Below are 20,943 nucleotides of genomic sequence, written 5' to 3' on the forward strand. Positions count from 1 at the left end.
AAATGATACGTATACTCATTGTTGATGATGAACCACAGATAAGGAGATTCCTTACTATTAGCCTCAGCACTCAAGGCTATCAAATTCTTGAAGCGAAAAATGGCGAGGAGGGTTTGAATATAGCCGCCCTCGAAGATCCGGATCTCATTATTCTTGATTTGGGTTTACCGGACATGGACGGCCAGGACGTACTCAAATCTCTTCGGGATTTCTTTAAAGGCCCTATTATCGTTTTATCGGTGAGAGATAGTGAGCGTGAAAAAGTGGCGGCTCTTGACGCTGGTTGTAATGATTATGTCGAAAAACCCTTCGGCGTGAAGGAGCTTCTCGCCAGAATCCGTTCGGTATTAAGAACCTTTTCTGGCATAGAGCCCCCTCCCACTTTCTACGATGATGGCTGCCTAGTTGTTGATCTTTACAGCCGCAAAGTCAACTTACACCAACAAGATATTCACCTTTCCAAAAAGGAATTTGAGTTACTGCATCTATTTATTACTCATCCCGGGAGAATGATGACGCAACAATATCTGCTACGGGAAATCTGGGGGCCTCACCATACCAAAGACACCCATTATTTGAGAGTTTTTATCGGTAAATTGAGAAGTAAACTCCAGGATGATCCCACCTTTCCTCGCTACATTGAGACTGAGGCGGGAGTCGGCTATCGTTTTCTCGGCATCAACCATTTTGAAAGAAATGCCGGAACTGAGTGAGAATTATCACCCTAACAGTCTGCGACCAATGACTTTTCAAGGCAAAATCACTGTATATTATCGATTATTACCGGAACGTCACCTCTTTGTCGACCGATCTTGAGCATCATAAAGCATCCCGCCGTAAGCTATGGAGAATTAGACCAGCAGAGATTACAAAGTAATCGTCTCGTGAACCACCTGGACGTTTGTGCCGGACAATAGACCGACGTACAATTTCCTATCGATCACTATACAATTAATGAGGTTGTCATGGATCTAGGTATATCCGGGAGAAAAGCCATTGTTTCCGCCGCTAGCAAAGGGCTCGGCAAGGGCTGCGCGATGGCCTTAGCAAAGGAGGGCGTAGCGGTAACTATCTGCGCCCGCAACGCAGCACAGTTATCAGCCGCCGCACAAGAAATTGAAGACGCATCTGGTACCAAGGTTGTCTACGTGGCGGCTGATATTACTACTGAAATCGGCAGAGACAAGGTACTTCAAGCTTGCCCTGATCCAGACATTTTGGTGAACAATGCGGGCGGACCACCCCCCGGAGACTTTCGCAACTGGAATCAAAAAGACTGGTTCGATGCACTAAATGCCAATATGTTTTCCGCCATCGATATGATGCGCCGGACCATCGATGCCATGGCAGATCGGGGTTTTGGGCGGATTCTGAATATCACCAGCAGTGCGGTAAAAGCGCCTATCGCTGAGTTGGGACTTTCTAACGGAGCCCGTTGCGGCCTCACGGGTTTTGTCGCCGGGCTTGCCAGACAACATGTAAAACAAAATGTGACCGTGAATAATTTGCTACCGGGATTTTTTGATACTGATCGTGGACGAGCGATTGTGGCCAAACAAGCACAGGAGCGGAACATCAAAATCGAGCAGTATCAAAAGCAATTTCTCGATAACCTCTGCGCGGGGAGGATGGGAACTATTGAGGAATTTGGCGCCACCTGTGCCTTTCTTTGTAGCGCTTATGCGGGCTATATCAGCGGCCAGAATGTGTTAATTGATGGCGGACTTTATCCAGGAACATTCTAATTGAGCAGTCGGCGAGCCTAACCCCGCAATTAACGTCGCGCTCGCTGTGCCGCCTGATAGCTTCTGAGCGCCCAATCAACCAGTTCGTCGGGCTCATCCAAAGCAGACTCAGGAGCTCTGCGATAGGACATTTGTAACCGCTTGCCCTGTTTTTCGTATTCAAAATGGGGCAAGGCTAACTCATCAAAATAGGTTTCGTTTTGCGCATCTGTTTTTAAAAATAGCTCATCGTCCGCTACCAACCCAAACATCAGATCATTGAGGTAAATACCAAAACCGCCGAACATCGCTCGCGCTCGAACTACTCCCAAGCTTTGGAGGTTTTCAACCAAATAATCTACAAACTCACTTCGTTTCGGCATCAGGACATATTACTCCGCTAATTAGCGGCGCCGTCCAATATGCCGCTCCCAGGTTTCCTGCTTTTTCTTTTCACTTTTTTTGAGCAGGACATACGTCGCGCCAACGCCACCATGATGTTTTTGCGCGCTATGAAAAGCAAGGACATCCTCCATTTGCGGTAACCAGGCGGCAACACAGCTTTTTAGCTTGGCCGGCTCGGGGCGTCCATCACCCTTACCATGAGTGATTAGCGCACAACGAATATCGTAAGCGATACTATCCTTAATAAAGACTAAAATAGCCTGCAATGCCTGTTCGACTGTTAAGCGGTGCAGGTCCAATCTTGCTTCAATTTGATATTGTCCCAAACGCAATTTACGAAATACGCCATTTTGAATACCCGGACGCTGAAAGCTGAGGATCGCCTGGGGCACCAATGCTTCAATATTTTCAGTGGAGAAGGGTGCTTTAATGCCCTCATGGGATGCCTGAGCCGCAAGACGACGCGCCTGAATACCGGGTGTATTTTCGCGTTTATTTTTAAGCGCAACTTTGCTCACCTTTTTTAACGGCTGCACGTCACCCATTTCTGTTTTGAATATTTCGCTGTCTTTATCGTTCACCGAATGATCCTGATTTATTAAGCGATTACTGGATTAATCTAGACAGAGTACTGGCACTTCGCGTTATACTTCTGAGCTTTGGATCTAATTATAGAACAAACCAATGAATAAAATATTTGCACTCACTCTATTGGCTTTATTGACTCTTTCGGCCTGCGGTCAAAAAGGCCCCCTGTATTTACCACAGCCCAGCGAATCAGCTGGGTATAGCCATCACCAATAACCCTTTAGTTTCCTATGGATCACTTCAATTATCGCGATGGCGAACTTTATGTCGAGAACTTAACCGTTGCAAAAATCGCGGAGCAGGTGGGCACCCCCTGTTTTATCTATTCTTGCGCAACGCTCGAACGTCACTATCAAGCTTATGTAAACGCCTGCTCAACACAGCCCCACCTAATTTGCTACGCCGTTAAAGCCAACTCCAATATAGGCGTACTTAACCTATTGGCTCGGCTCGGTTCTGGTTTTGATATTGTCTCAGTCGGCGAGTTAGAGAGAGTATTAACGGCAGGCGGAGATCCAGGTAAAGTATTGTTTTCCGGTGTTGGCAAGCAAGCGCATGAGATTCGTCGCGCGCTTGAGGTTGGCGTTTATTGCTTTAACGTAGAGTCTGAAGCAGAACTCACGCTAATCAATCAAATCGCCGCGCAATTAAATCAGAAAGCCGCTATTTCGTTGCGAGTTAATCCTGATGTTGATGCCAAAACTCACCCCTATATTTCAACCGGTTTGAAAGAAAACAAGTTTGGTATCGATATTTCAAAGGCACTTGAGGTTTATCGGCTCGCGGCGACTTTACCGAACCTGGAAATTAAAGGGGTGGATTGCCACATCGGCAGCCAGCTCACCAAACTGCAGCCATTTTTGGATGCGCTCGATCGTGTCTTATTGCTAGTGGATCAATTGGCCGCTGAGGGAATTCAACTAAAACATTTGGATTTAGGTGGCGGTTTAGGTGTTTCTTATCGAGATGAAACGCCACCGCATCCCAGCGAATACGCAACAGCAATCGTGAAAAAGCTTGCCAACCGTGAACTGACCCTTATTTTCGAGCCCGGTCGATCCATCGTTGCCAATGCGGGTATACTGGTCACCAGCGTGATCTTACTGAAAAGTAATCAAGAAAAAAACTTTGCTGTTGTCGACGCGGCCATGAATGATCTGCTGCGACCTTCTCTGTATGGTGCCTGGCAGCAGATTATTCCAGTAAAAATTCATGATGGTGTAACCCATAGCTACGACATCGTAGGACCTATTTGCGAGACCGGAGATTTTTTAGGAAAGGATCGTGAGTTATGCATAGCGCCCGCTGATTTATTGGCTGTCCGCTCGGCGGGAGCCTATGGTTTTAGTATGAGCTCGAACTATAACTCTCGTAATCGTGCTGCGGAAGTAATGGTGAATGATGACAAATTCCATGTGGTGAGAAAACGCGAAACAATCGCCGATCAAATCGCACTGGAATCTATTTTGCCCAACTGAGAAGGCTCTATGCTCGTAAAATTTACCAAAATGCATGGTTGCGGTAATGATTTCATGGTCGTTGATATGGTCAGTCAGTACCTGAAATTTCGCCCTCAGTTGATTCGCAAATGGGCTGACCGACACACCGGTGTTGGCTTTGATCAGTTTTTAGTGGTCGAACCGCCACGCACCCCCGAAGCCGATTTTCGCTACCGCATTTTTAATGCCGATGGCGATGAGGTTGAGCAATGCGGTAACGGCGCACGCTGTTTTGCCCGCTTTGTGCGCGATAACAAATTAACTCAAAAAAATCATCTCATTGTTGAAACAAAGGGTGGGCTTATCGAATTGAATATTATCGATAAGCACCAAGTGATGGTGGATATGGGCGAGCCAAAACTAGCCCCAGCCGCAATCCCATTTCTTGCTGACCAAGAGGCTATTAGTTATCCATTGTTAGTCAATGGACAGGAATTAGACATTAGTGCGGTCTCCATGGGCAACCCTCACGCCGTTCAGTTGGTGGATAATGTCGATCTTGCGCCCGTGGCAACGGTAGGGCCGTTAATCGAAAAGCACGAGCGCTTTCCCAACAAAACAAATGCCGGTTTTATGCAGATACTGGCCCGCAACGAAATTCGCTTGCGTGTATATGAACGCGGGGCAGGGGAAACCATGGCCTGCGGAACTGGCGCCTGCGCGGCCGTCGTCGCCGGTATCATGCGCGGACTTTTAGACAATGAGGTCCAGGCACATTTGCTTGGCGGCACGCTGACTATTCAATGGCAAGGGCAGGGCAATAGCGTCAAAATGACAGGACCCTGCAAAAAAGTATTCGAAGGACGTATTTTCACATGACCGAAGCCACCAAAAATCAACCATCAGCCAACTCAGACACTGAGCCTACAACAGCACAAGTAAGTGCTTACCTATTGCGCAACCCCAGCTTTTTTGAACAAAATCGCACGCTCTTAACGGCGCTATCAATTCCCCATACTGGAACGGGGAAAACTATTTCTCTGATCGAACACCAGGTCAAAGCACTTAGGGCCGAAAACAAACAGCTGACACAGCAGCTCAATGTACTGATCAATAATGCCCGCACCAACGATCAATTGTTTGATAAAGCCAAAACACTGATTTTGGCACTTATATCCGCTCAACAGCTTTGCCAAGTGAGCGAGCTGGTTGAGCACTCGATGCTAACGGATTTTGGTAGCGCCTGTTGCCGTCTTTGGCTCGTTTCCGATCAAGTCGTCCATCCTGCGAGACAACTTATCTTGGCGCAAGACGCCGTTAACCAGCTTGCTCGTTTGGTGAAAGTAAGTAAACCCTATTGTGGCGTGCTGAAAGCTGAGGAGTCCGCCTTATTATTCCCTGACCAATCCGACCAGGTGGGTTCAGCCGCCGTACTCCCGCTCTACGCGGAGTACCACTTAATTGGTATCCTTGCCATAGCGAATGAAGATAAAAACTATTACCGGGATAATATGAGCACTTTGCTACTCACCTATATTGGCGAAGTGGTTGCCCGAATTATTCATCGGTTATCTGGAGAAATAACCTGACATACCGGCTAAGCGATGTCCATTAAAGCCATTACATTTGATCTGGATAATACGCTTTGGCACGTTGACGATGCCATTCGAGTTGCCGAGCAAAACACCTTCGGTTACCTCCTTAAGCATTGCCCTAAGATAAAACAGCACCATAGTATAACTAGCATACGACAATTAATGTTTGGGCTTGTCGAACTCCGCCCTGAATTAAGACATCAAATTAGTCAGTTACGCAAAATGGCGTTAGCGACGGCCATCGAACAGAGTGGTTACTCAAACGCTGAGGCACTTCAGCATGCCGAGACCGCCTTTCAAGTTTTTCTCCACGGCCGACATCAGGTCACCCTATTCGATGATACCCTTGAAATACTAGATCGGCTCCATCAGGACTACCAATTGGGCGCCCTCACCAATGGCAACGCCGATATCAACCTATTGCCTGTACGCCCATATTTTGACTTTTCTTTTTCCGCCGAGGAATGCAAGAGTAGCAAGCCAGATGCCAAGCTCTTTCAAGCGGCGCTCAACTATACTGGATTTAGTCCTTCAGAATGCGTGCATGTTGGAGATCATCCCGAGCAAGATATTTTTGGTGCACAGCAGCTGGGGTTTTATACGGTTTGGATCAATATTAACAATCAAGAATGGCCTGGTGGTGTAAAAGCGAGCGCAGAAATTAATCGCTTGAGTGATTTACCGAGAACAATTAGTGCGATAGCGAAAAACGCCGATCGATCAGGCTAATCGTTTAAAGAGTAAATCCCAAACGGCATGCCCTAAACGCTCCCCACGGGCCTCAAATTTAGTCGAAGGGCGGTAGTCTGGTTTTGGAGAGAATTGGCCGCCCCCTGCCAGATTTTCCCAACCCGGCGTCTCGGATAGAACCTGCATCATATGCTCGGCATAGTTTGCCCAATCGGTTGCGGCATGGAAAACACCGCCGGCCTTAACCTTAGCCGTGACTAAACGCATAAATTCCGGTTGTACGATGCGTCTTTTATGGTGTTTTTTCTTATGCCAGGGGTCAGGAAAAAATAGCTGTAAACGATCAAGACTGGCGTCGGGAATGCCGCACTTAAGCACCTCAATCGCATCCTCCGCGTAGACACGGATATTGCTTAACTTTTGCTCTGAGGCTAACCGCAACAACCTTCCGACACCAGGCCGGTGCACTTCAACGCCAATAAAATTAGTCTCTGGAGCCTTATACGCCATTTCTACTAATGAATCGCCCATGCCGAATCCAATTTCCAACACGGTCTGTGCCGAGCGCTCAAACAAAGCCGCTATATCTTGCCTGCCTTGCTTGATTGAAATACCAAACTGAGGCCAAAGTGTCTCGTAGGCGTCCTTTTGACTGGGAGTCATGCGCCCTGCTCGTAACACAAAACTACGAATAGCGCGTCGGTTGGTCACTGGCATTGATGGTTCAGACATTAGGCGGATTTAAACAACGCATAGGCAAGTAGCAGCCATCCAGCAATGAATGCCACGCCGCCAAGAGGGGTAACGGGGCCAAATAATTTTATCTGCGTCAGCACCAGGCCATAGAGGCTACCGCTAAAGAGCAGGGAGCCAAGAATAAAAAGCGCACCACTCCATTTGAGTAGATTGCTGGTCGGATAGATTTGCACTAATACGCCAACGATCATTAATGCTAATGCATGGTACATTTGATACTGTACACCCGTTTCAAATGCACTGAGTAGATTTACTGGCAGTTTGCCACGCAGGCCATGTGCGCCAAACGCGCCTAAGATAACGGCAAGTCCCGCGCTTAGCGAGCCGAACAAAAGGAATAGTTTACTCATTTGAATCTTCTGGGTATCTCGCTGCAATAAAAAAGCCGCTGGATTTAAGCATCCAGCGGCTTTCTACTCAATCTGCCTATTAGGCTTCCATCGCCACTTTAATTTTTTTCATAGCATTTTTTTCCAGCTGACGAATACGCTCAGCCGAAACCTCATATTTCTCTGCCAAGTCATGCAAGGTTAACTTATTATCCGATAGCCAGCGCTGATTCAAAATATCGACACTCCGTTCGTCCAGCTGCTCCATTGCTGCGCTTAAACGCCTGTGCGAATCCTCTGCCCAATCTTCCGCTTCCAACTGCATTACCGGGTCAAAGGATCTGTCTTCCAGAAAATTAACCGGCGCTTGATAGGCGGTGTCATCGTCATCATCTGTAGACATATCGAAGGATGCATCATGTGCGCTTAAGCGACTTTCCATTTCACGCACTACCTTGGGTTCAACACCAAGATCTTTAGCCACAGCATCAACTTCATCGTTAGTCAGCCAAGCCAGCGTTTTCTTCGCGCCACGTAAATTGAAGAATAATTTGCGCTGCGCTTTAGTGGTAGCAACCTTGACGATACGCCAGTTACGCAGAATAAACTCATGCATTTCCGCTTTAATCCAATGCACGGCGAAAGACACCAGACGCACACCCTTCTCAGGATTGAAACGCTTGACGGCTTTCATCAAACCAACATTGCCTTCTTGGATGAGGTCGGCTTGAGATAGCCCATAACCTGAGTAGCTTTTGGCAATATGCACAACAAAACGCAGGTGCGACATAATCAGTTGGCGCGCCGCGTCCAGGTCATCCTGATAGTACAGGCGTTCACCCAATTCACGCTCTTGCTCTACTGTTAGCACAGAAATACTGGATACCGCCGTAATATAGGCTCCAAGATTGCGCCCCGGCGTGACATTACCCAAAGTTTGCAAGTAGTTCATCAAGTTGCTCCGAATATAAGGAGGAAAATACTAACACCGATTGCTAAGAGTGCCAAGCGCCTTAAAAAGTTCCTCTTATTACTTACAGGATTATAAATACTATTTTTGAGACTTTTTTATAACAATGCTGAATTATCTTGGCTCAAGATCGCTCAAATGACGGCCTACCGCTATCCAAGCTCCCAGCCAACCCAATAAGCTGCTGAGACAGAGCAATATCAATATCTGCAGGATATCCAGACCCTCTAGTCGAAAACGACTGCCATAAGCGATCACAATTTCAGATACAGGTTTATGCAACCAGAACAACACCATATTTATCAGCAGCCAAGCTAAAATCCCACCACCCATACCATACCAAATTCCCGTATAAAGAAAGGGCCGCCGCACAAAGGCGTCGGTTCCACCCACCAATTTTATTACCACAATCTCAGCGCGACGCGCTTCAATGGCCAGTCGAATGGTATTACCGATCACCAGGAGTACCGCTAACGCAAGCAATCCGCCAATGGCCAAAACCGCCCGTTGACCAAACTGCATGATGCTATAAAGACGCTCCACCCACTCCAAATCCAGTTGCGCTTGATCCACCTCAGGCAATATCTGCAACTCTTTCAGTAAGTTTTTAGTCACGTCCAAAGAGCTAGCTTCTGTCTCCGGGAAAACCGCGATAACTGCGGGCAGGGGGTTTTCATTTAAGTAGAGTAAGGCCTCTCCAAAACCAGAAAGTTTGCGAAACTCATCCAAGGCCTGTTCAGCAGAAATATATCTAACCTCTTTAACGTCTTGTCGCTGTTTCAATTTCTCAGCCAGCTGACGCCCCTGGGTATCGTTAACATTTTGTTTTAAATAAACCGAAATCTGCACCGCCCGATCCCAACCCGCGCTGAGTTGTTCTACGTTTTGTAAGAATAGAAACAATCCTGCGGGTAAGGCTAAGGCGATGGCAATCACAGCCCAGGTCATGGCGCTGGGTATTGGCGCAGCCAATAATCGTTTTAGGCTGAGCAGGGCCACTTCCCTATGGTTGACCAGATAGCTCTTAAAACGGTCGCCGAGGCTTATTTCCTTTTGGGTCGCACCCCCTTCATTAAACCGCCGTTCCAGATGCGCGGGGAGTTTTTGCTGTGGGATCTGGCGTCGATCCTGGTTTCTTTTAAAAAGCATATCAACGGCCGTCGTTGATTAATCGACCCTTTTGCAGAGTCAATATGCGGTGATTCAAGCGCGCAATGAGCGCCAGATCGTGGGTTGCAACCAGCACGGTAACGCCTACCTGATTAAACAGCTCAAATAACCGCATGATTTCCGCCGAAAGCTTAGGATCAAGATTACCCGTCGGCTCATCCGCTAAGATCAAATCCGGCTTATTCACCACCGCGCGCGCTATACCCACCCGTTGCTGTTCACCACCGGACAAGGCCATAGGGTTCAATTTTTCTTTGCTCAACAAGCCCACCTTATCCAGAGCAGCGCGCACGCGTCGCCCGACATCGCGCTTTTGCGCACCAGCAATTACCATTGGCAACGCAACGTTATCGAAAACCGAACGATCAAATAATAATTGATGGTCTTGAAACACTAACCCAATTTTGCGGCGATAGTAGGGAATTTGACGGCGACGAATTCTATTCAGATTTTGTCCGCCTACTGAAACCTGACCACGGGTGCAGCGATCCATTAATAGCAGCAGCTTCAATAGTGTACTTTTACCGGCCCCGGAGTGCCCGGTGAGAAACGCCATTTCTCCCGCCGCCAGGTTAAAGTTAACTTGGCTAAGTGCGTCGTACCCATTTTCGTATCGCTTACTGACGTTTTCAAAGACAATCATAGAGTCGTCACAACATCCCAGAGACCAATAGATTCTTTACTTTACCTAAACCTGGCAAAAGCATTGCACAGTGCGCAAATCTAATCAAATAACGCCGCCACAAATTGATCCGCATCAAAAGGTCTGAGGTCATCAATTTTCTCCCCCACACCGATGAAGCGAATTGGCAAGCTCATTTGCTTTGCCACCGCAAAAATGACGCCGCCCTTCGCAGTTCCATCCAGTTTAGTCAAAGTAATGCCAGTCACACCTACCGCCTCATTGAAAAGTTTCGCCTGACTCAAGGCATTTTGCCCGGTACCCGCATCCAACACGAGCATCACTTCATGCGGCGCTTGCTCATCCAACTTAGCCATTACCCTTTTAATTTTGCTCAGCTCAGCCATCAGGTTGTCTTTATTTTGCAGACGTCCTGCCGTATCCGCAATCAACACATCAATACCACGCGCACGCGCTGATTCTAACGCATCATAGATCACGGAGGCGCTATCTGCGCCGGTGTGCTGTGCAACGACAGGAACGTCATTACGACGACCCCATTCCTCCAATTGTTCGACTGCTGCCGCTCTAAACGTATCACCTGCCGCGAGCATAACTTTCAAGCCATCATTTTGAAATCGCTTGGCTAATTTACCAATTGTAGTGGTTTTTCCAGCACCATTAACACCAACCATCAGAACCACGAAGGGGCCTGTCCTTGCGCCCAGATCAAGTGGGGCGGTGCAGGGTGCCAGCAATTCTCGTAATTCGTTTTTTAATGCCTGATAAAGCGCATCTGAGTCAGCCAAATCAGATCGCTTAAGCGAGGCCGTTAAAACCTGCACAATATGATTTGTCGCCTCTACACCGACATCCGCAAGCAATAGCTGCGCCTCAATTTCTTCGAGCAGATCTTCATTGATCGTTTTCTGGCCCAGCACCAGACTTGCCAATCCGTCCACAAGATTGCCATGAGTACGCTTTAATCCCCGCTTCATCCGCGCTAAAACAGATTCATCTGACTCAGCGGAAGGAGCAGATGCAGACGTTTCTGCCAATTTTAATGGCGCTTCCGCAATGACTGTGCTTACGGGATCTGACTCTTTTTCGCCGCTTGCAACGGCCTTTCCCTCAACATCTGGTATAGCAGGGGCGGATATCGACCGTTTCTGCCCGGTGCCAGGAACTCGCTTGCGCTGACGTCTAGCAGCAACATCAATTACCCATAATAGTACTAACAGCGCCAACAATATCAGCCCTGTAGCTTCAATATTCTCGATCAATTAAAATCTCCAACCTGTCGTCAACAATGATTCAGGCGCTACGTTAATGTTCTGTAGCGCCCATTAAAAATGGGCTATCCTACCACCTGCAGGGAATGAACTAAACAATCTCTGTGGGGAGAGGCATTATGACAAACAAACAACCTCGCTTTAATCGCCGCTTTTTAACCATTTTGATGTTAGTTACTGCTGCTGCCATTCTTATCCTATCCCGCATCCAGCCGCCCTTGGAGACATCAGAGCAACAGGAACATTTACCTCAACCCGCTGGGACACATCGCCCTTAATGTCACGTAAATCCAGATCTCTACCCGTTTCTTCTAAAAAGCCTAATAGCTTACGTATCATTGGCGGGCAATGGCGGGGGCGCAAACTCCTGTTCCCTGATTTACCCGGTCTGCGGCCTACCCCCGACCGGGTGCGCGAAACTCTTTTTAACTGGCTAACGCCAATTATTCATGATGCCCGCTGTCTTGACCTTTTTACTGGCAGCGGCGCACTCAGTCTAGAGGCTCTTTCCAGAGGCGCTAGCCATGCCACTCTTATTGATCAGGCCAGCAAAGCGATATCTCAATTACAACTTCACTTAGCGACTCTCAATTGCCAATCCGCGCAGCTCGTCCAAGCCAACACTCTCGAGTGGCTGACGCGAATATCCACCAACCAGGTTGAGCCTTACGACATTATTTTTATCGATCCCCCCTTCCACCAGAATTTGGTTGAGCTGAGCTGCGCCGCCATCGCAGAGAAAAACCTATTGCGACCAAAAGCTATGGTTTATATTGAAATTGAGGCTACTACGCCGCTAGCTATTCCAAGCAGTTGGAGTGTTTTTCGCCAGATAAAAGCAGGGCAGGTCACTGGCTATTTATGCACGAATACCTAAATTGGGTCACAGCATGACCTTTATCCACACTATATTTGAGCATTACCAACGAATTAGGTAACATCGCTCAATTCGCTTGAAAAAAGCCAAAATTAGAACCTAATTATGACAAAAACCGCTATTTATCCAGGCACATTCGACCCTATCACTAACGGTCACACCGATTTAGTAGAGCGTGCAGCGAAACTTTTTGATCACATTATTGTAGCGATCGCCGCCAGTACCAAAAAGGGGCCATTACTCTCCCTTGAAACGCGCGTCGAATTAGCGCAAAAGGTTTTATCGCATTTGGATAATGTTGAAGTCTGTAGTTTCAATATTCTTTTTACACGTTTCGCCAAGCAGCGAAATTCTACTATCGTAATCCGCGGCCTCCGTGCCGTTTCTGATTTTGAATTCGAATTCCAATTGGCGAATATGAATCGCGCACAATACCCGGAACTGGAGAGCGTCTTCATGACCCCTTCAGAAAAATACTCATATATTTCCTCAACCCTTATCAGGGAAATCGCTTCTCTCGATGGCGATGTCTCTCAATTTGTACACCCTCTGGTAGAGCAAGCCCTCAAAGAACATTATAAATAGGCGATAATATGGCGCTAATGATTACAGCAGAATGCATTAACTGCGACGTCTGCGAGCCAGAGTGTCCGAATAATGCCATTTATCCTGGCACAGAAATCTATGAAATTGACCCGGAGCGCTGTACAGAATGCATCGGCCACTATGATGAACCCCAATGCGTAGAAGTCTGCCCGGTAGATTGTATCCCCCTCAATCCTGCCTACCCGGAGTCAAAGGCCGCGCTAAAGGCCAAGTACCAGAAACTCTCTACTAATGCTTAGCGCTGGCATTGCGTGCAATAAACCGTAGTGCGCTGCCCAAGTCGAATTTCCCGTAATGGTGAATGACAGGTTATGCAGTCCATACCACCTCGGCCATACACATTTAATGACTGCTTAAAATACCCTGGTTTACCATCACCGCCCACAAAATCTCGTAATGTGGTACCACCTTCTGCGATAGCCTGCGCCAACACAGTTTTTATTACCTCGGCAAGGTGTCGATAACGCGACAAACTGATCTTTCCTGCTGCCCGCTTGGGATAAATACCCGCCAGGAAAAGTGCTTCATTGGCGTAGATATTGCCCACGCCAACCACCACGTGACTATCCATAATGAAGGACTTTATTGGTAAGCCACGCCCTCTCGATAGTCGATGCAGGTAATCACCATCAAACTCCGCTTCCAGCGGCTCTGGCCCGAGCGGATGCAACAGGCTATGCTGTAGAGGGTCCTGTTCAGTCCACAGGATCGCGCCAAAACGCCTTGGATCCGTATAACGCAGCACACGACCAGAATCAAACCTGATATCCAGATGATCATGTGCACCAACCAAAACATCCTCAGTAACCAGTCTTAAACTACCGGACATACCTAAATGGGCAATCAGTGTTCCTGTACTCAAGCCAAACAACAGATATTTCCCACGACGATCTAAAGTGCGAATACAATGTCCCTGCAGCAACGATGCCAGTCTATCCGGCATTGGCCAGCGTAGTTTTGGTTGCCTAACAACCACCGCTGTTATCGACCTACCCAGCACATAAGGCTCGATACCACGGCGTGTCGTTTCCACTTCAGGTAATTCTGGCATTGGACGCTATCTACCTCATTTGTTCGTATGCTATGGGGCTACTTAAGCTATCTTGAAACAATTGCCAGATCAAGAAAATACCGCTCAGGGAGGCTCTTGGTAGGACGCTGCATTAACCTGATTAAACTACGGGTAAAAAAAAAGCCCACCAGGGGGACGGTGGGCTTGAAATTCCCTAACTACCCAGGGGCGGGCTTGAAAAGGGAGAGGAAAATTCTAACTTTACGGCATTTTGCCGACTAACCAGTTGGGGCGCCTAGCCCATCAGTGCTTATTCGTTAAGCAATCTAGGCTGTTAATATAGTGGTTATCATGAAATAATAAAAATGTATTGTTTTTATAATAAACATTCTTTCAGGTTATATTTAAAATCTGGTGGTTCCGATGGAAAATCGATTATCCCGAATTGACCTCAATTTACTCATTGCGCTACAGATACTACTGGAGGAGCGCAATGTCACACGTTCAGCAGAACGGCTCTTTATTACTCAGCCAGCGATGAGCAAGACGCTACAGCGCTTGCGTATTCTATTTGATGATCCTTTATTTACTCGAACAGCTCACGGCTTAATTCCAACCCCCAAGGCAGAGCAATTACAGCAGCCACTTACAAAGGTGCTGGATATGATGGAAGCAGCCATTTTTACACCTGAATTTGACCCTTCTCTTGCGGAAGGCTTCATCCATATTTCCGTACCAGAAACGGTGGCGATAGGTGCAATTCCAATGCTGCTGAAACGCATCCATGATAATGCCCCGAACGTAAAACTACAGACCCGTAATATTCTCGATAGCCATATGGATTTGCTAGCCTCCGGCGCATTAGATTTTTCAATCTACATAAAACAAGATCAGAAGAACGATTTTGAATTCTACCCTCTAGGCACGAACACAGCAGTGTGTTGGATCCGCGACAAACACCCTTTAGCCAAGAAAAAGGTGTTAGATCGTGAAGATATAATCAGTTATCCACATGTCGCTCTCTATCTACCGAATATCACCGACCGCGATCTGTTACAAGTCGAAAAAACTTTCGCAAATGCCGGCATTCATCGACAGACTATTCTGGAAACCACTCAGCTCTTGACGGCAATGGAAGTTTTGAGCCTGAGCGACTCGCTAATGCTCGGACCAAAATACTTAGCGGAGTTTCGTCTTACCAAAGGACACTTTGTCTCGAAGCCATTCAATATTCCAGAGCTTAACGAATTGCGTTTAGACCTATGCCTTATTCAGCATCGACGCACACTCAATTCACCCTTACACAAATGGATTCGACAACAACTCATAGAAATTTTTGAGGCCGCAGCCTCAAGGCTTTAGTAGCAGAGGGCCTCTCAACGCTTCAACTAGCTCGCTTGAGAAATTTTCTTATGTAAAAATTGACGCTCAAACTCATCTGGCGGTACCGGCCTGCCAAACAAATAACCCTGCATAGAATCGCAACCTTCACGCGCAAGTAACGCCTTTTGCTCCTCCGTTTCAACGCCTTCGGCTATCACCTTAACATTCAAACTATGCGATAAGGCAATGATCGTAGTGACGATGTCCGCATCAACCTTATTAGTAGTAATGTCGGAAACAAAAGCACGGTCTATTTTCAGCAAATCAATGGGGAATCGTTTGAGATAACTCAGCGACGAGTAGCCCGTCCCAAAGTCATCAACCGCGAGCTTAACGCCCATCGTCTTAAGCCGATCTAAAGTAACAATCACTTTCTCAGCATTTTCCATAATAGTGCTTTCCGTGATTTCCAGTTCTAGCAATTCTGGCGGAAGGCCGGTTTCCATAATAGTTGCGGCAACTCGCTCGACAATATCTCCGTTATCAAGCTGTCTCGCTGCCAAGTTGACAGCAACACGCATGGGCGGAACCCCTTGGTCTAACCAGGTTTTTAATTGTACGCAGGCTGTTTTCATTACCCACTCACCCAGCTCTAATATCTGCCCCGTTTCTTCTGCCAGACTAATAAACTCAAGTGGATTCATCATTCCCTGTTTGGGATGCTGCCAGCGGACTAAGGCTTCCATACCAATCAGTTCATTCGTTACCAAATCCTGTTGCGGTTGGTAATAAACCAGCATTTCATTGCGCTCAATCGCACCACGCAAGTCACTTTCAATCCCTAATCGACGCGCTACATCCTGTTCCATATTCTGCTCATAAAACTCATAGCAATTACCCTTACCCTTGGCGCGATACATGGCGATATCGGCATTCTTAAGCAGTGTACCTATGTTATCTCCATCATTCGGGTACATGGAAATACCGATACTGGAACTGACGTGCATTTCTTTACCTAAAAACACAAAAGGACGCGATAATGTTTGGTGAATTTTTGAGACAATTGTTTTGACCACCGCAAAGGACTTCACACGATCGAGGATGATCGTAAACTCATCACCGCCGAATCGTGACACCACGTCGCCTTGCCGCACACAACCTTGCAGTCGCTCCGCCACCACTTTCACCAGGAGGTCGCCTGCGTCATGACCAAAGGTATCGTTAATTAATTTAAATCGGTCAAGATCAAGGAATAGCACAGCAACCATCCTATCAGGTGTACTCTGCGCGATCACCTGACTCAATTTTTCGGTGAACAATGTGCGGTTGGGCAGCCCGGTTAAGGTATCGTTATAGGCCAATTTACGGATGTGTTTTTCCGCATGACTGGCCTGCAACAGGCGCGAAATTCGTTTGCGCAGCACGGCGAAATTTACCGGTTTGGAAATATAGTCGGTGGCTCCTGCGGCGAACGCTCGGCCAATGGATATTTCATCATTTAACGCGGTAAGAATCAGCACTGGCAAATCTTTCCCGCCAGGCAACGCCTGCATTTCGGAACAGGCTTTGAAGCCATCCATTTCCGGCATAATGGCGTCCATTAAAACTAAATCCGGCATAAAACGTTCGCAGTACATCAACGCTTGCTCGCCGTTCTGTACTTCATCAACCCGATAGCCGTCATTTTCCAGCACTTTACGTATGGCAAACCGCATACCGCGATCATCATCAACTATCAGCACACGTGCTTGTACTTTTCGTTGATAGGCCTTTTCCACTTCATCCAGGATCAGTTCCGGCTCACTAGTTGTTTGAACTTCCGACTTACTGACCTCATACTCTGATTCCAACGCCTGCCGCAACAACCCACATTCACTTATGACATCTGCCATTAATGATTTACCAGTCGTCAGTTTCCCAGTACGACCCAGCGCCTCCAGTTCGGAGCACACAGCAATTAGCCTTTTCGCCCCAAAATTACTCGCGCTGCCCTTAATGCTATGGGCAATATCAGCCACAGAGCTTGCATCCTGTACCGACATCGCATCCTTGAGAGATCGAATATAGGATGGCAAATCGTCAATAAAGACGCTGATTAGGGTCGGTAACGCATCGCCAATCTGCTCCGCCAGCTGTGCAAAAACCTGGTGATCAATGATACCCTCTAAGGCAGCTCGATTTTGCTCTTGCTGGCTGTTCGGCTCATCAGAAGCAGCATATTCGGTAACTGTTAACCATTTTTCCAACATAGCCCTCAGAAGATTTATCTTTAAGGGTTTTGCCAGATAGTCGTTCATACCAACGGCAATGCACTTCTCACTTTCGCCCTGCTGCACGTTCGCCGTCATCGCCACAATAGTTATTTGTGATAAGCCCGCTTCCAATTGTCTAATTTGTGCCGTTGTCTCATAACCATCCATTTCCGGCATATGACAATCCATCAGTACGAGATCAAAAGATTCTCGCGCGATCATTTCCAACGCTTCTTTGCCATGATTTGCCATCTTGACCGAACAACCAAGGCGTTCCAGCATCCCCATAGCAACCTGCTGATTTGCTCGATTATCTTCCACTACCAGGATACGGCGACCACCAAACGAGGCAACACTATTCTCTGACAGCTTGGTTTCATGCACTTTGATATGCTGTTGTTCACCGGAAATCGACAACAGGCTTCTCAAACTGGAAATCAACTCGCGCCGTTGTACAGGTTTCGTCAGAAACCCTGAAATATTTAATCGGTGTGTATCCGCATAAGTCGGATTAGCGCGACTCACCATCATGATAACTTTAGCTTTAATGATTCTCGGATCATTAACGATCATTCGTGCTAAATCAGTCCCCTTCATGCCGGGCATCACTTCATCCACTAACACGACCTGATAGGGTTTTTCTTCAGCCGCTGCAGCACGTAGTTTTTCTAACGCCAGTGCGCCGTTCTTTTCACAGTCAAAAGTTATATCCAGCGCTTGCAGGGTCTGACTGATGTAGCGTCTATTGAGCTCACTATCATCGACTAAGAGCACCCTAAAGCTACTATTTCCAATTTGTAACTGCGGAACAGCCTCTGCTTGCGCTCCGTAGCCTATGCTCAATTCAAACCAGAAGGTACTGCCTTTACTCTGCTCACTGGTAACACCAATTTCGCCGCCCATCAAATGGACTAGCTGTCTTGAAATTGCCAGTCCCAACCCTGTCCCACCATATTTTCTGGTGGTAGAGCCATCGGCCTGGGAAAAGGCTTCAAATATTTTTTGTTGAACCTCCTGCGACATACCAATGCCAGTATCAACCACCTCGAAGCGCAGGCTCACTTCATTTTCATCTTGTCGAATTAATTTAACCTCTATACCCACCTCTCCGCGCTCGGTAAACTTGAGGGCGTTACCCACCAAGTTAATCAGTACTTGTCTGATACGGCCACTATCACCTTTGAGGCACGCAGGCACCTCTGGAGCAATGATAAATGCAAGATCGATATCATTCTGCTGCGCCTGAATGCTGAGCAGCAACACAATTTCTTCCAGTAAATCCGCCAAAATAAATTCAGTGCTATCCAACTCCAATTTGCCGGAATCAATTTTAGAGAAATCAAGAATATTATCGATGAGAGACAGTAAGGCTTCGGCTGAACCACTGGCAATTTCCACATACTCGGATTGTTTATCGCTCAAGCCCATATCATTCAACAACTCCAGCATTCCGAGCACACCATTTAACGGTGTCCGCAGTTCATGGCTTACATTGGCAGCGAACTCTCCTTTTATACGCGCTGCATCAAGGGCAAGATCGCGCGCCGCACGCAGGTCATTTTCGCGGGCATCCAGCACATCCATCATAGTATTGAAGGCAGTTTGCATTTCTATCATTTCACTCGTGCCTTTAATACCCGTCCGAATATCCTTCTTGCCACCCTTAGCTTGCTTCATTATCCGCGCTAAGTTGCTAATAGGCTTGGTTACTCGATTGGTAATGGCCAAGAGAATGAACAACAACACCGCCGCTAGCGCAAAAGATACCGCTAAATTCGATTTAAAAATCTCGGTTTGGGTTTTATTGAGGCCCTCTTTTCCCATAAACAGCCGGACATAACCGATAAGTTCCGGCTCAATTTCTTCCGTCAAAAAGGGTGAACCTTCTTCCTCTTGAGTACCGGCATAAACGGGTGCCGCAAAATGCCACGCCTTATCCATCTTCGAGTCAAGCCCAACAGTTTCAGGCCAGAACCAGCCGTTAGTCACTTCTATAATTTCGCTGCCTGTCGTATAAAGTGCGCGCTTCCTATCATCATAGATGCCAACCGCCAGAACCTCCGGGAATGCCAGCATCGCATCGGCAGCATACTTCGCATCAATATCGCTGTGATAAAGCAACGCAACCCGGCTTCTATCTGCCAGGGTTTCTACCAAATTCAAGCCCTCGCCGGTCACCCGCGACTCCGCTGAACGCCCTAAGAGATACGTCATAACAAAGGTAGAAGCGAGCGCCAGTAAAAGTATACCAATGGTAAAGGTTGCAACCAGGAGCTGCCTAAAACCCATTTTACTGATTGAAATTTTCGGGAAAATTTTCATCGCTAGCGGCTCGGAAATACTAGATCAAATTCTTGCTCATTTGACCTGCTGATCTTGAGATTGAGGTGTTCTGCCGTTCTCACATTGACCGCCATTAATAAATCCTGAAGCGGCTCAGCACCTACTTTCTGACCTGTCGCCATTTGCTCAGCTTTAAGTGCTAAGCTTTTACCCATATTGAAGTTGTCAGGGTACAGGGAAAAAAGAGCTCCGCGCTTCACATGAGAAGGGTTACTGGAAAATACAACCGAATTTTTACTCCAAGCTTGATTGAGAATAGTTGGCAGCAGGCTTCTTTCGTCCAAAGTCGGATCACCCTGCAATAACCAAATCGCATCACTGCCATTATCCTGGCCTTCCAACACTTCCCGATAGAGCGCCGCCGCATCACGAACATCCTGTGCGGGCAGCGCCACCAAATTTAAATTATTGTTCTCTGCAGCCACTTTTGCTAGTTCAATCAGCCAGCCATTCGTATCCGCATGGTAGATAACTGACACACGTCTGACCTTTGGGGCCATTTCTTTTAGCTTGGCAAATAATCGATTCGGGGCTGGCGCCAAAGATATACCAGCCAACCCACGAGTTATATTTTCATTCGATAGAATAACAGCACCGGCTACCGTCGCATATTGACTGCCTAAATGTTCGGCAAGATATTTGCCTCGATTGCCTAACAGGATCACTGCCTTCGGATTATTGGCGTTGAGCCAGTCACGAACCGTATCCAGACTATCGCCTTTTTTTAAAGAAAAAGTCGTTACCTTCGCCTCCGCTTGACGTTCAACCCCTCCAACTATATCGCGAAATATGCCACTGTATGGCTCTCGAACATCAGGGTATAACACTGCGATGGGTGAGCCTTCCGCCAACGCACCCAACACGCTAAAACAAAACGCCAGTAATAGCGCTTTCAAGTAAATTGGGTTTTTATTTTTGCTTTCTAACACAGCAGCGTCTTCCTTGATGTG

23 protein-coding genes are annotated in these 20,943 nt (G+C 47.3%); 12 read left to right on the forward strand and 11 right to left on the reverse strand.

Going from position 1 to position 20,943, the window contains the following annotated elements:
- Nucleotides 1–2: 2 nt before the first annotated feature.
- Together H6995_14865 and H6995_14870 are read left to right on the forward strand one after the other, a co-directional pair.
- A complete protein-coding gene (locus tag H6995_14865; protein ID MCP5216280.1) occupies nucleotides 3–713 on the forward strand; it encodes a response regulator in 711 nt (236 codons plus the stop codon).
- Between the two features lie 252 nt (nucleotides 714–965).
- Nucleotides 966–1,745 carry an SDR family oxidoreductase gene (locus H6995_14870; GenBank protein MCP5216281.1) on the forward strand — a complete coding sequence of 260 codons (780 nt, stop codon included), beginning with the start codon at nucleotides 966–968 and terminating at the stop codon, nucleotides 1,743–1,745.
- Nucleotides 1,746–1,774: 29 nt separating this feature from the next.
- Here the strand turns inward: H6995_14870 and H6995_14875 are convergent, their stop codons facing one another.
- Nucleotides 1,775–2,107 carry a TfoX/Sxy family protein gene (locus H6995_14875; GenBank protein ID MCP5216282.1) on the reverse strand — a complete coding sequence of 111 codons (333 nt, stop codon included), beginning with the start codon at nucleotides 2,105–2,107 and terminating at the stop codon, nucleotides 1,775–1,777.
- Between the two features lie 21 nt (nucleotides 2,108–2,128).
- Nucleotides 2,129–2,710, reverse strand: coding sequence for a DNA endonuclease SmrA (gene smrA / locus H6995_14880; protein ID MCP5216283.1), 582 nt, complete (start codon nucleotides 2,708–2,710; stop codon nucleotides 2,129–2,131).
- Nucleotides 2,711–2,813: 103 nt separating this feature from the next.
- On the opposite strand from smrA, the gene H6995_14885 reads away from it, so the two are divergent.
- Genes H6995_14885 through H6995_14905 form a run of 5 tightly spaced genes read left to right on the forward strand, consistent with a single transcriptional unit; the run spans nucleotide 2,814 to nucleotide 6,480 of the window.
- The gene (locus H6995_14885) at nucleotides 2,814–2,933 is read left to right on the forward strand and encodes a lipoprotein (protein MCP5216284.1); all 120 of its coding nucleotides are present in this window, start codon (nucleotides 2,814–2,816) and stop codon (nucleotides 2,931–2,933) included.
- A gap of 14 nt (nucleotides 2,934–2,947) precedes the next feature.
- Nucleotides 2,948–4,195, forward strand: a complete 1,248-nt coding sequence (lysA, locus tag H6995_14890; GenBank protein MCP5216285.1) for a diaminopimelate decarboxylase — start codon at nucleotides 2,948–2,950, stop codon at nucleotides 4,193–4,195.
- Nucleotides 4,196–4,204: 9 nt separating this feature from the next.
- Entirely contained in the window at nucleotides 4,205–5,035 is an 831-nt protein-coding gene (dapF, locus tag H6995_14895) for a diaminopimelate epimerase (protein MCP5216286.1), read from the forward strand.
- Nucleotides 5,032–5,745: a DUF484 family protein gene (locus tag H6995_14900; protein MCP5216287.1), complete on the forward strand. Its 714-nt coding sequence runs from the start codon at nucleotides 5,032–5,034 to the stop codon at nucleotides 5,743–5,745. Before dapF ends, H6995_14900 begins: the two co-directional genes overlap by 4 nt.
- Nucleotides 5,746–5,760: 15 nt before the next feature.
- On the forward strand, nucleotides 5,761–6,480 hold the full coding sequence (locus H6995_14905; GenBank protein MCP5216288.1) for an HAD family hydrolase: 720 nt from the start codon (nucleotides 5,761–5,763) through the stop codon (nucleotides 6,478–6,480).
- Here H6995_14905 and trmB read toward each other — a convergent pair.
- The 6 genes from trmB to ftsY all read right to left on the reverse strand — a co-directional run bounded on the left by trmB (nucleotide 6,472) and on the right by ftsY (nucleotide 11,559).
- Nucleotides 6,472–7,173, reverse strand: a complete 702-nt coding sequence (gene trmB, locus H6995_14910) for a tRNA (guanosine(46)-N7)-methyltransferase TrmB (protein ID MCP5216289.1) — start codon at nucleotides 7,171–7,173, stop codon at nucleotides 6,472–6,474. The two genes, H6995_14905 and trmB, sit on opposite strands and share 9 nt — an antisense overlap.
- A complete protein-coding gene (locus H6995_14915) occupies nucleotides 7,173–7,547 on the reverse strand; it encodes a DUF423 domain-containing protein (protein MCP5216290.1) in 375 nt (124 codons plus the stop codon). The genes trmB and H6995_14915 overlap by 1 nt, the downstream gene beginning before the upstream one ends.
- A gap of 79 nt (nucleotides 7,548–7,626) precedes the next feature.
- Nucleotides 7,627–8,481 carry an RNA polymerase sigma factor RpoH gene (rpoH, locus tag H6995_14920; GenBank protein MCP5216291.1) on the reverse strand — a complete coding sequence of 285 codons (855 nt, stop codon included), beginning with the start codon at nucleotides 8,479–8,481 and terminating at the stop codon, nucleotides 7,627–7,629.
- Nucleotides 8,482–8,610: 129 nt separating this feature from the next.
- Nucleotides 8,611–9,645: a cell division protein FtsX gene (gene ftsX / locus H6995_14925; protein ID MCP5216292.1), complete on the reverse strand. Its 1,035-nt coding sequence runs from the start codon at nucleotides 9,643–9,645 to the stop codon at nucleotides 8,611–8,613.
- A 1-nt stretch (nucleotide 9,646) separates the two neighbouring features.
- The gene (gene ftsE, locus H6995_14930) at nucleotides 9,647–10,309 is read right to left on the reverse strand and encodes a cell division ATP-binding protein FtsE (protein MCP5216293.1); all 663 of its coding nucleotides are present in this window, start codon (nucleotides 10,307–10,309) and stop codon (nucleotides 9,647–9,649) included.
- 80 nt (nucleotides 10,310–10,389) lie between these two features.
- Nucleotides 10,390–11,559 (reverse strand): signal recognition particle-docking protein FtsY, encoded by a 1,170-nt coding sequence (gene ftsY, locus H6995_14935; protein ID MCP5216294.1) that lies wholly within the window; start codon nucleotides 11,557–11,559, stop codon nucleotides 10,390–10,392.
- Between the two features lie 140 nt (nucleotides 11,560–11,699).
- On the opposite strand from ftsY, the gene H6995_14940 reads away from it, so the two are divergent.
- The 4 genes from H6995_14940 (at nucleotide 11,700) to H6995_14955 (ending at nucleotide 13,302) form a co-directional block, all read left to right on the forward strand.
- A complete protein-coding gene (locus tag H6995_14940; protein MCP5216295.1) occupies nucleotides 11,700–11,858 on the forward strand; it encodes a hypothetical protein in 159 nt (52 codons plus the stop codon).
- Nucleotides 11,858–12,457 (forward strand): 16S rRNA (guanine(966)-N(2))-methyltransferase RsmD, encoded by a 600-nt coding sequence (gene rsmD / locus H6995_14945; GenBank protein ID MCP5216296.1) that lies wholly within the window; start codon nucleotides 11,858–11,860, stop codon nucleotides 12,455–12,457. The genes H6995_14940 and rsmD overlap by 1 nt, the downstream gene beginning before the upstream one ends.
- Before the next feature lie 105 nt (nucleotides 12,458–12,562).
- Complete coding sequence (gene coaD / locus H6995_14950; protein ID MCP5216297.1) at nucleotides 12,563–13,042, forward strand: pantetheine-phosphate adenylyltransferase; 480 nt, start codon at nucleotides 12,563–12,565, stop codon at nucleotides 13,040–13,042.
- Nucleotides 13,043–13,050: 8 nt separating this feature from the next.
- Nucleotides 13,051–13,302, forward strand: a complete 252-nt coding sequence (locus H6995_14955; protein MCP5216298.1) for a YfhL family 4Fe-4S dicluster ferredoxin — start codon at nucleotides 13,051–13,053, stop codon at nucleotides 13,300–13,302.
- Here the strand turns inward: H6995_14955 and mutM are convergent.
- Nucleotides 13,299–14,114 (reverse strand): bifunctional DNA-formamidopyrimidine glycosylase/DNA-(apurinic or apyrimidinic site) lyase, encoded by an 816-nt coding sequence (gene mutM, locus H6995_14960; GenBank protein ID MCP5216299.1) that lies wholly within the window; start codon nucleotides 14,112–14,114, stop codon nucleotides 13,299–13,301. The two genes, H6995_14955 and mutM, sit on opposite strands and share 4 nt — an antisense overlap.
- A 384-nt stretch (nucleotides 14,115–14,498) precedes the next feature.
- Here mutM and H6995_14965 point away from each other — a divergent pair, with 384 nt between their 5' ends.
- Nucleotides 14,499–15,437: a LysR family transcriptional regulator gene (locus H6995_14965; protein ID MCP5216300.1), complete on the forward strand. Its 939-nt coding sequence runs from the start codon at nucleotides 14,499–14,501 to the stop codon at nucleotides 15,435–15,437.
- A 26-nt stretch (nucleotides 15,438–15,463) separates the two neighbouring features.
- On the opposite strand, the gene H6995_14970 is transcribed toward H6995_14965, so the two are convergent.
- Both H6995_14970 and H6995_14975 read right to left on the reverse strand, forming a co-directional pair.
- Nucleotides 15,464–19,972 carry an EAL domain-containing protein gene (locus H6995_14970; GenBank protein ID MCP5216301.1) on the reverse strand — a complete coding sequence of 1,503 codons (4,509 nt, stop codon included), beginning with the start codon at nucleotides 19,970–19,972 and terminating at the stop codon, nucleotides 15,464–15,466.
- Between the two features lie 2 nt (nucleotides 19,973–19,974).
- Nucleotides 19,975–20,922 carry an ABC transporter substrate-binding protein gene (locus H6995_14975; protein MCP5216302.1) on the reverse strand — a complete coding sequence of 316 codons (948 nt, stop codon included), beginning with the start codon at nucleotides 20,920–20,922 and terminating at the stop codon, nucleotides 19,975–19,977.
- Between the last annotated feature and the right edge of the window lie 21 nt (nucleotides 20,923–20,943).

This window comes from Pseudomonadales bacterium (assembly GCA_024234615.1).
Lineage (GTDB): Bacteria > Pseudomonadota > Gammaproteobacteria > Pseudomonadales > IMCC2047 > JAJFKB01.